This is a genomic window from Pseudomonas frederiksbergensis (genome assembly GCF_900105495.1).
GTDB lineage: Bacteria > Pseudomonadota > Gammaproteobacteria > Pseudomonadales > Pseudomonadaceae > Aquipseudomonas > Aquipseudomonas frederiksbergensis.
Window position 1 is genome coordinate 2,687,380 of sequence record NZ_FNTF01000002.1, and the last position, 10,233, is coordinate 2,697,612.

8 protein-coding genes are annotated in these 10,233 nt (G+C 60.5%); 2 read left to right on the plus strand and 6 right to left on the minus strand.

What is annotated here, in order from left to right:
• Positions 1-134: 134 nt before the first annotated feature.
• From BLW70_RS12660 to speB, 3 genes are read right to left on the minus strand one after another with little or no spacing between them, the layout of a single operon-like run.
• Entirely contained in the window at positions 135-1,646 is a 1,512-nt protein-coding gene (locus BLW70_RS12660; RefSeq protein WP_074874406.1) for a purine-cytosine permease family protein, read from the minus strand.
• 54 nt (positions 1,647-1,700) lie between these two features.
• Positions 1,701-2,108: a YybH family protein gene (locus BLW70_RS12665; RefSeq protein WP_074874408.1), complete on the minus strand. Its 408-nt coding sequence runs from the start codon at positions 2,106-2,108 to the stop codon at positions 1,701-1,703.
• 9 nt (positions 2,109-2,117) lie between these two features.
• Positions 2,118-3,068 (minus strand): agmatinase, encoded by a 951-nt coding sequence (speB, locus tag BLW70_RS12670; protein WP_008153224.1) that lies wholly within the window; start codon positions 3,066-3,068, stop codon positions 2,118-2,120.
• Between the two features lie 365 nt (positions 3,069-3,433).
• Between speB and BLW70_RS12675 the strand changes: the two genes are divergently transcribed.
• Both BLW70_RS12675 and BLW70_RS12680 read left to right on the plus strand, forming a co-directional pair.
• On the plus strand, positions 3,434-4,327 hold the full coding sequence (locus BLW70_RS12675) for a LysR family transcriptional regulator (RefSeq protein ID WP_074874410.1): 894 nt from the start codon (positions 3,434-3,436) through the stop codon (positions 4,325-4,327).
• Between the two features lie 5 nt (positions 4,328-4,332).
• The gene (locus tag BLW70_RS12680) at positions 4,333-4,938 is read left to right on the plus strand and encodes a tRNA-uridine aminocarboxypropyltransferase (protein WP_074874412.1); all 606 of its coding nucleotides are present in this window, start codon (positions 4,333-4,335) and stop codon (positions 4,936-4,938) included.
• 130 nt (positions 4,939-5,068) lie between these two features.
• On the opposite strand, the gene BLW70_RS12685 is transcribed toward BLW70_RS12680, so the two are convergent.
• The 3 genes from BLW70_RS12685 to BLW70_RS12695 are packed head-to-tail and all read right to left on the minus strand — an operon-like array spanning position 5,069 to position 9,991.
• A complete protein-coding gene (locus BLW70_RS12685; protein WP_074874415.1) occupies positions 5,069-6,445 on the minus strand; it encodes an HlyD family type I secretion periplasmic adaptor subunit in 1,377 nt (458 codons plus the stop codon).
• Positions 6,446-6,454: 9 nt separating this feature from the next.
• A complete protein-coding gene (locus BLW70_RS12690) occupies positions 6,455-8,614 on the minus strand; it encodes a type I secretion system permease/ATPase (protein ID WP_074874417.1) in 2,160 nt (719 codons plus the stop codon).
• An 18-nt stretch (positions 8,615-8,632) separates the two neighbouring features.
• Positions 8,633-9,991 (minus strand): TolC family outer membrane protein, encoded by a 1,359-nt coding sequence (locus tag BLW70_RS12695; protein WP_074874419.1) that lies wholly within the window; start codon positions 9,989-9,991, stop codon positions 8,633-8,635.
• Positions 9,992-10,233 lie beyond the last annotated feature (242 nt).

Consider the following 10,233-nt stretch of genomic DNA (forward strand, 5'->3'; position numbering starts at 1 on the left):
AAACAAAGATGGTTCTGTGGACCGGCCCCTGTGGGAGCGAGCCTGCTCGCGATAGCGATTTATCAGTCACATCAATGTCGGATGTGCCGCAGTCATCGCCGGCAAGCCGGTCTCGCTCCCACAGGGGGGCGGTGTCAGGCGGGCTGACGTAGTTCAGGTTTTGCCATGGTGCTTGCACCCTTGCTGCGTGGATCGTTTGGGCCAAACACCGCGGCCGATTCCGGGAACAGGCTCAGCAGCGTCAGGTACACCAGCGATGCCAGGCCAAGGGTGACCGGCAGGCTGATGTCGATGCCGCCGGCCAGTTCACCGAGCGGACCCACGAACTGCCCAGGCAAGTTGACAAAGCACAAGCCCACCGCAGCACTCGGGATCCAGGCACCCAGCCCACGCCAGTTCCAGCCGTGGGTGAACCAGTAGCGACCACCTTTCTCGCCGCGGGTGAACACTTGCAGGTCATCCGGGCAGTAGAAGCCGCGACGCACCAGCAGACCGATGATCATGATCACCATCCACGGGGTGGTGCAGGTGATGATCAGCACGGCGAAGGTCGACACGCTCTGCACCAGGTTCGCCGCAAAGCGTCCGATGAAGATGAAGGCAATCGACATCACACCGATCAGCAGCGTGGCCTTGACTCGTGACAGCACACGAGGGAAGACGCTGGACATGTCTAGCCCGGTGCCATAGAGCGAGGTGGTGCCGGTGGACATGCCGCCGATCACCGCGATCAGGCACACCGGCAGGAAGAACCAGCTCGGTGAAACCGCCAGCAGGCCGCCGACGTAGTTGTTGGCGGCGATGTAGTCCGGCGCCTTGATCGCTACGATGGTGGCGGTGGCTAGGCCGAACAGGAACGGGATGAAGGTGGCGATCTGCGAGATCACCACGGCAGCCATGATCCGGCGCTTGGAGGTGTCACGCGGGATGTAGCGCGACCAGTCACCGAGGAACGCACCGAAGGAAATCGGGTTGCTCATCGCCACCAGCGCCGCGCCGATGAAGGCGGCCCAGAAACCCGGTTGGCCCATGCTGACGGAGCCGGCGTAATTCACATCGAACGGCCCGGCGAAGGCGAAGATGCCCAGCAGAAACAACAGGCTGGCGCTCCACACGGCGATCTTGTTGACCCACAGCAGGAAGCGGAAACCGTAGATGCACACGGTCAGCACCAGGATTGCGAACAGACCGTAGGCCAGGCCCAGGGTCAGGTCGGTTTCCGGCAGGCCGATCAAGCGTTTGGCGCCACCGATCAACGCGTCGCCCGAACTCCACACCGAGAGCGAGAAGAAGGCGATGGCGGTCAACAACGACAGAAACGAACCGATGATCCGCCCGTGCACGCCGAAGTGTGCACCGGAAGACACGGCATTGTTGGTGCCATTGATCGGGCCGAACAGGCCCATTGGCGCGAGGATCAGCGAACCCAGCAACACGCCCAGCACAATCGCCCAGACGCCCGCCTGGAAAGACAGGCCGAACAGGACCGGGAAACTGCCGAGCACGGCGGTGGCAAAGGTGTTGGAACCACCGAAGATCATCCGGAACAAATCCGTCGGGCCTGCGGTGCGCTCACTGTCCGGGATCTGTTCGACCCCGTGGGTTTCGATTTGCGTAAGGCTTTGGTCTTTGTTGTTGTTATTCATGATCAGCTCCGATCATAAAGGCGCGCTCATCGTGTGTGAGCGTCACCTGTTTGGCTAAGGGGGTGGCAGCCCTTCCGGCATCGCGGACAAATGTTCGTGGCAGGCCAGCCATAGGCCTTGTTGTTGTCGGCGAAACACAATGGTCTCGCGCTCCTGGCTGAAGTGTTGCTCCCCTTGCATGCGCAGCTCGGTGGCCACGTCATGGATGAAAATCGCCACGTCACCCTGCAGGCTGATGAAGGCGTTGCTTGAAGTACACGAAAGCACTTCGAAGCCATCCTCCGAGCGCCAGGTGTCCCACAACGCCTGATAGGCGTCGCGCGACAGCAGGGGCTGCTCGAGGGTGTAGAACACGAAGCTGGCGTCGGTGCTGAAGGCGCCGAAGTAAGCTTCGCGATCGTTACGGGCAAAGGCGGCTACCAGATTGGCAGCGGCCTGAAGAACCTGATCACGTTCGTTCACGACCAATCCTCAGCGGTGGACTACGCCAGGCAGTACGCAGAGCATTTCGTACAGCAGGTTGGCGGCCAGCAGCGAGGTGTTGCCGGTGGTGTCGTAAGCGGGCGAGACTTCTACCAGATCGCAGCCGACCAGGTCGAGGCCTTGGCAGCCGCGAACGATTTCAATTGCCTGAATGGTCGTCAGACCACCGATTTCCGGGGTGCCGGTACCTGGCGCCCAGGCGGGATCGATGCCATCGATGTCGAAACTCAGGTACACCGGACCGCCGCCGACTTTCTCGCGAACTTCGGCCATCAGCGGGGCCAGGGATTTGTGCCAGCACTCTTCGGCCTGAACCACACGGAAGCCCTGGTTGCGGCTCCAGTTGAAGTCATCAGCGGTGTAACCCTGAGCGCGCAAGCCAATCTGCACCACGCGGTCCGGATCCAGAAGGCCTTCTTCGACAGCGCGACGGAAGGTGGTGCCATGGGCGATTTTCTCGCCGAACATGTGATCGTTCACATCCGCGTGAGCGTCGATGTGCACCAGGCCGACCTTGCCGTGCTTCTTATGGATCGCACGCAGGATGGGCAGGGTGATGGTGTGGTCGCCGCCGAGGGTCAGGGGGATCACATTGTGTTCGAGAATTTTGTGGTAGGACTCTTCGATGATCCGTACCGCGTCCAGCAGGTTGAACGTGTTGATCGCTACGTCACCGATGTCGGCAACCGACAGCGAGTCGAACGGTGCAGCGCCGGTGGCCATGTTGTACGGGCGAATCATCACCGATTCGGCGCGGATTTCGCGAGGCCCGAAACGGGTGCCTGGGCGCAGGGAAGTGCCGATGTCCAGCGGGACGCCAACGAAGGCAGCATCCAGACCGGCAGCGGTTGGCACATGGGGGAGTCGCATCATGGTGGCGATGCCGCCGAAGCGCGGCATTTCATTGCCGCCCAGTGGTTGGTGAAGAATCTTGTCCACGGGTAAGGCCTCATCGTCGTTGTTTTATTTATGTCGGTTGCACTGGTCGGGGAGACGCAGGCACCGCTGTGGGGCGATTCTGCGAAATGTAGTGGCCGGGAAGAATCGCTACGGGCAAATACTTAGTTCAGATTTTTCTAAACTAATGGCCGCGGCGGCGATAGACTCGCAGTGCCCATGTAGCAGCTGACGAGCACCGCGAGGCTGCGTTCGGCTGCGAAGCCGTCGTAAAACCTGAGCGCGAGGTTTTCCAGAAATACCGCATCGCTCGAATTCACGACGACTTCGTCGCCGAACGCAGCCTCGCGGTGCTCGTCAGCTGCTACGGGGTTCAATGTTGACCGTGTTTTTGCTGGAGTGCCCCCATGGCCAACGCATTACCCGACCTGAAACTGTTGCGCATCTTCGTCAGCGTGGTTCGCCATCAGGGGTTTGCCAACGCCCAGCAAGAACTCAACCTTTCGACCTCGGCCATCAGCACTTACATGAGCCAGCTCGAAGCTGCCCTCGGCCTGGTGCTCTGTCATCGCGGCCGCGGTGGTTTCAGCCTGACCAGCAAAGGTGAACTGTTCCACCAGGAGACCCTGCGCCTGCTCGGCGAACTCGAAGGCTTCGAGCAATACGCCGCCGCCCTCAAGGGCGAACTGCGCGGCACCTTGAACCTCGGCGTCATCGACTCCACCGTCAGCGACAAGGCCTTGCCCTTCGCCGAAGCCATCGGCGCCTACAGCCAGGAACACCCGGCCGTGCATTTGCATTTGTCGGTCATGAGCCCTTACGAACTGCAACTCGGCGTGCAGGACAACCGCCTCGACCTGGCCATCGGCGCGTTCTCCACGCGCATGAGCGGTCTGGTCTACATGCCGCTCTACCGCGAACATCACTGGTTGTATTGCAGCAGCCGTCATCCGCTGTTCACCGAACGGCGCATCCCCGAGCAAGTCATTACGCAGCAACGCATGGTTGGCCGCGGCTACTGGAGCCAGGCAGAACTGGCACGTCACGGCTTCAAGCACAGCGCGGCGACGGTGGAAAGCATGGAGGCGCAGCTGATCCTGGTGCTGTCGGGTGCCTACATCGGTTACTTGCCGGAGCACTACGCGCAGGCTTGGGCGGACAAGGGTGATTTACGGGTGCTGTTGCCGGCGACCTTCGGCTATCAGGCGCCGTTCTCGATGATCGTGCGTCGTGGCCGCAGCCGCGAGCCGTTGATCCAGACCTTTCGCGATTTGCTCAAAGCACAACTGAATCAGGCTTGAGAATAATGTCCAGAATCCAATGTCCGCGCTGCCTGCGTCCGCACACTCACTGTTTGTGCCCACTGATTCCGAGCCTCGACAGCCGCACCCGAGTGCTGTTGTTGCAGCACCCGAGCGAAGTGAATCATGCGCTGAACACGGCGCGATTGGCGGCATTGGGGTTGAAGAATGCCGAGTTGATCGTGGGCGAGGTGTTCGAGGATTTGCCGGCGCTGTTGAATCAACCGGGTTATCAGGCGCGGCTGCTGTTTCCTGCCGATGATGCGCAGCCGTTGCAGGCTTACACGGCAAATGATCAGCCGTTATTACTGGTCGTCCCCGACGGCACCTGGCGCAAGGCGCGCAAGATGCTGCACCTCAATCCGCTGCTGGCGGCGCTGCCGAGGGTGACGTTGGCGCAGGGCGCGGCGTCGAGATATCGATTGCGCAAGGCACCGGGACCGGGGGCGTTGTCGACGGTGGAGGCGATTGTTCAGGCGTTGCAGACCCTTGAAGCACCGACTTCTTTTGAACCGTTGTTAAAACCGTTCGATGCGTTGATCGAGGGGCAGATCGCAGCGATGGGGGAGGAGACCTTTCGACGCAATCATGGGCCGAAAGAGTCGTTGTGATTGAGGGCCTCATCGCGAGCAGGCTCACTCCCACAGTTGACCGAGTTCTTCCAGAAAAAATGCGATCCACTTTGGGAGCGAGCTTGCTCGCGATAGCGGTAGAACAATCACAGAAAATCCCGGCCAGAGACTACCGTTCGCGCATTGCCTCGGTCCGGGCTTTAAGCACTGGTTTGAGCAAGTAATCCAGCACGCTTTTCTCCCCGGTGATGATGTCCACCGTCGCCACCATCCCGGGAATGATCAGCAACGGTTTCACATCCCCGCCCAAGTGATTCTTATCCGTCCTCACCTGAATCAGGTAGAAGCTGTTGCCCTTGTCATCGGTAATCGTGTCCGCGCCAATCAACTCCAGTTTCGCGGTCAATCCTCCATAAATCGTGTAGTCATAAGCACTGAACTTGACCATGGCTTTTTGGCCCGGGTGCAGAAACGCCACGTCCTGCGGCCGGACCTTGGCTTCGATCAGCAAGTTGTCTTCAATGGGCACGATTTCCACCATGTCGCTGCCCGGCTGGACCACGCCGCCGATGGTGTTGACCTTCAGTACTTTGATAATCCCGTGCACCGGCGACACCACCGTGGTGCGGGTCACGCGGTCGTCGATAGCAATGCTCGATGCGGTGATTTTCGACAGGTCGGTGCGCTTTTCATTCAGTTCTTTCGCCGCGTCGGAGCGGAAGGATTGTTCGGACTCGTCAATCTTGCTTTTGATCTCATTGATCGCCGATTCAGCGCGGGGAATCGCCAGGGTCGTGGCGTTCAATGAACCGCGAATCTCCACCGCGCTGCGTTTGAGTCGCAGGATTTCCACCGGCGAAACCGCCCCGCTGCCCACCAGCGGCGCGGACATGTTCATTTCTTGCTGCAATAGCGCCAGGCTTGAACTGTATTGGCCCTGTTTCGAGCGGAACTCGGCAAGTTCCTGGGCTTTTTGCCGAAGTTGCTCACTCAGGGTGCGCTGTTCGCTGGCCAGTCGACGTTGCCGTTGTTCGTACAGCGAGCGTTCGTCCTCGGCCACTTGCGGTGCCTTGGCGATCACTTCGGGGGACAGCTTGAACGGCCGGCCTTCCGCTTCGGCCGACAGCCTTTCGACTTGAGCGGTCAGCGCATAACGGTCGGCCTCGCTTTCGCCCTTGTTCGACAGGAATCGAGTGTCATCGAGGCGCAGCAGGGTGTCGCCCTTGTTCACCATTTGCCCTTCACGAACGAAGATTTCAGTGACGATGCCGCCCTCCAGGTTCTGGATCACTTGAACCTTGCTCGACGGAATCGCCTTGCCTTCGCCCATGGTCACTTCCTGCAGCACCGCGAACCTGGCCCAGACCACCGCCGTGATAATCAGCGCAGCGGCCAGCCACACGGTGATCCGCGACCAGCGTGGTGAATCCTGCAATGAGGCGCCCGCGGTTTCCGGCATGAATTCGCTTTCGGCGCTTTTGCTGAAACTGCCGAAGTAGCCGCGCGGTTTCGAATTGGACGAGGTGTCGGACGATGAACGCGCCATGGCCAGCTCCTAAACCGTCGCAGAGCCGACACGGCCCTTGCGCAGTGCATCGATGACCACTTCTTTCGGGCCGTCGGCGACGATCCGCCCGTTGTCCAGTACCACCAGCCGATCCACCAGGCTGAGCATCGAGGTGCGGTGGGTCACCAGCAGCAGGGTCTTGCCCTGGACCCAGCGGTGGAGTTTTTGCCGCAGAACGTCTTCGCTGCTGTTGTCCATGGCGCTGGTGGGTTCGTCGAGCAACATGATCGGCGGATCCAGCAACAAGGCGCGGGCCAGCAACACTGCCTGGCGTTGCCCGCCGGACAGCAGTTGTCCGCGTTCACCCACTGGCCGGTCGAAACCTTGCGGATGCTGACGGGCCAGCTCGGTGACCCCGGTCAGTTCGGCGACTTCGAGCATCCGTGCATCGCTGATGTAGCGTGCGCCGAGGGTCAGGTTGTCGCGCAGGCTGCCGGCCAACAGTGGCAGGTCATGGGCGACGTAACCGATTTGCTGGCGCAGGTCGGCGACATCCAGTTGCCGCAGGTCCAGGCCATCGAGCAGCAGTTGGCCTTCTTCGGGGGCGTAGAACCCCATCACCAGCCGCGCCAAGGTACTTTTGCCCGAGCCGCTGCGGCCGATGATGCCGATCCGCTCACCGGGTTTCACGCTGAAGCTGATGTTGGCCAGGGCCGGCGCGTTCTGGCCGTTGTAGTGGAACGTCACATTGCTGACGTCTATCGCGCCTTGCAGTTGCGTGCGTTCCAGCGGCCGTTGCCTGGCGTCGCGCTCCTGGGGCAAGGACATCAGCGCATCGGTGCTTTTCATGGTCAGTTGCGCTTGCTGATAGCGCGTGATCAACCCGGCAATCTGCCCCAGCGGCGCGAGCACCCGACTGCCGAGCATGTACGTCGCGACCAGCGCGCCGACGCTGAGGTTGCCGGCGATGATGCTGTAGACCCCGGCGACGATGGTCGCCATGCCGCAGAATTGCTGGATGAACAGCGTGCCGTTGGTGGCCAGCGCCGAGAGGTTGCGCGCATGGCTGTCGAGGCGGGTGAGGGCGCCGTGGGTGCTTTCCCATTTGTGCTGGCGTTCGCTTTCGGCACTGCAGGCCTTGAGGGTTTCCAGGCCGCCGAGGGTTTCGATCAGCAGCGCCTGGCGTTCGGCGCCCAGGGCCAGGCTTTTCTGAACGGTGTCGCGCAGGCGGACCTGGATCACCATCGCGAAGATGATCGTGAGCGGAAACGCCAGTAACGGAATCACCACCAGCCAGCCACCGAGCAGGCCGATCACCACCAGCATCAGCACGGCAAAGGGCAGGTCGATCAGGCTGGTGAGGGTCACGGCGGTGAGGAATTCCCGCAGACCCTGGAAGTCATGAATGCTTTGGGCGAAACCACCAATGGTCGCCGGCCGGGCTTTCATCGCCATGCCGGTGATGCGTTCGAACAATGTGGCGGAAAGGATCACGTCGGTTTTCTTCCCGGCGGTGTCCAGCAGGTGCGCGCGCACCACCCGCAATACCAGTTCGAAACCGGTGCCGATCAGCAAGCCGATCGACAGCACCCACAACGTCGACGTGGCCTGGTTCGGCACCACCCGGTCGTAGGTCTGCATCACGAACAGCGGCACCATCAGCCCCAGCAGGTTGATCAGGAAACTCGCCAGAATCGCGTCGCTGTACAGCCACTTCGACAGCTTCAAAGTGTCGCGAAACCACGCCTCAACCCGCGGCACCAGCGGTGAGCGCAAGTCTTCGAGTTCATGCCGTGGCCGGGCGAACAAGGCCTGGCCGCTGTAATTCTCGGCCAGTTCATCCCTGCTGACCCATTGTTCACCGCCATCGGCTTCGCTCGGCAAAATCAACAACTGCCCGTCATCGCCGAAGCGTCGCAGAATGGCCGTTCGGCCGTTGTTGAGGATCAGCATTATCGGCAGGTTGAGGGCGCTAATGTCCGCCAGTTCACGGCGCAGCAATCGCGCCTGCAAGCCGGCCCGGGCCGCTGCGCGAGGCAGCAGGTCCAGGCTCAAGCGTTGTTTGTGCAGAGGCAGCCCGGCACTCAGGCTGGCGCGACTGACTGTCGCGCCGTGGAGTTTGCAGAGGATCAACAGACCATCCAGAAGCGGGTCATCGAAGCTCAGGCGCGGATCGACACCAATGTTGCCGGGTTCCATGCTGGTCACATTGATCTCTCCATAGGCCTACTTCAGTTCAGGCAGACGGGCTTCGTTTTTTACTTCCGTGGAGGCGATCGCATCGGCGGGCAATACCACCCGTTGTTTGCTCAGCAACTGACCCATGTTCGCCAGCACGCGGTACATCGAGAACTCCTCGGTGTAGCGCACTTCGGTATAGCGGCGGTTGGCGTTGTAGAGCTCGTTTTCACTGTCCAGCAGGTCGAGCAGGGTGCGTTGGCCGAGGCCGAACTGGTCCTGATACGCCACGCGCACGCGTTGGCTGGTATCGGCGTATTCGCGGGCAGTCGGGGTTTGTTTCTTGGCGTTGACCATGGCGTTCCAGGCCAGGTGAATGTTCTCGTTGAGTTGGCGCAGGGCATTGTTGCGGATGTCCATCGCCTGGTTGATCTGGTGTGCATCGGAAGCCAGGCGAGCCTTGTCGCTGCCACCGCGGAACAGGTTGTAGTTCATCACGATGCCGACTCGCCATTCGTTGTCATGGCCTTCATCGCCCTGCACGTTGTTGTTGGCACCCACGGCGGCTTCGGCGTCGAACCGAGGGTAGAACGGCGACTTGGCGACTTCGTACTGGCTCTCGGCTGACTGCACATCGGCCTGGGCGGATTTCAGGTACGGGTTGTTTTCCACCATGCTTTGCTGGGCTTCCTGCAAGGTGGCGGGCAGTTCGCCGCGGGTCGAGGGCGGGGTTTCGAGTTCATCGGGCAGGCGCCCGACGACGGCGTAGAAGTTCGATTCGGCATCCGCCAGATCGACTTCAGCGGTATCGAGGTTGTTTTGTGCCAGTGCCCGGCGAGCGACGGACTGGTCGGAGTCGGCGGTGCTGCCGATACCCCGCTCGGTGCGCAGGCCGATCTGATCGTTGACTCGCATGTGAGCTTGCAGATTGTTCTTGGCCAAGGTCACCAGTTCACGGCGCTTGAGCACTTCGAGGTAGACCTCGATGGTACGCAGGGCCAGATCCTGAGCGGTGCCCTGAGCGTAATAGGCCCGGGAATTGACCACGCCTTTGGTGCGCTGGACTTCGTTGGCGGTATTGAAGCCATCGAAGAGCATCTGCCGCAGACGCAATTCCGATTGGGTGTAGGTCAGGATTTCGGTGTGGTGATTACCGAGTGCCCGGGTGCTGGTGTTATCGCTGTACCCGCGCCCGTACGCGGCATTCAGATCAACCGATGGATAAAATCCTCCCTTGGCGACTTTCACTTGTTCATCGGCCGAAAGGCGGCTGTCTACGCGCGAGGCCAGCTCCGGGTGGGTCGCGATGGTGCTCTGGATCGCCTCCGTCAATGACATGGCCTGAGCTTGAGAAGCGCAGGCCATGGCCAGCAGAATTGCGCTGCAGAGGGGGGTTAATACGCGCATGGGTGCCTCTCCCTGATTCCTAATGATGCTTATTAGTCGCCAAATATTTGACGACATTTATAGTGAAAACCGTTTCATGCTTGTAACAACAGAGCTAAGAACATTTTTGGGAAAACCATAGAAGAATTTCTCATAAGGCTTATGCCAAAAAAAACTTATGCGCTCCGAAAAATCCAGCACATTGTTCACTGCGAAAGCCCTTGATTTACGAGCGTTAGGGCGCTCATCGGGGCTTGAGGAAA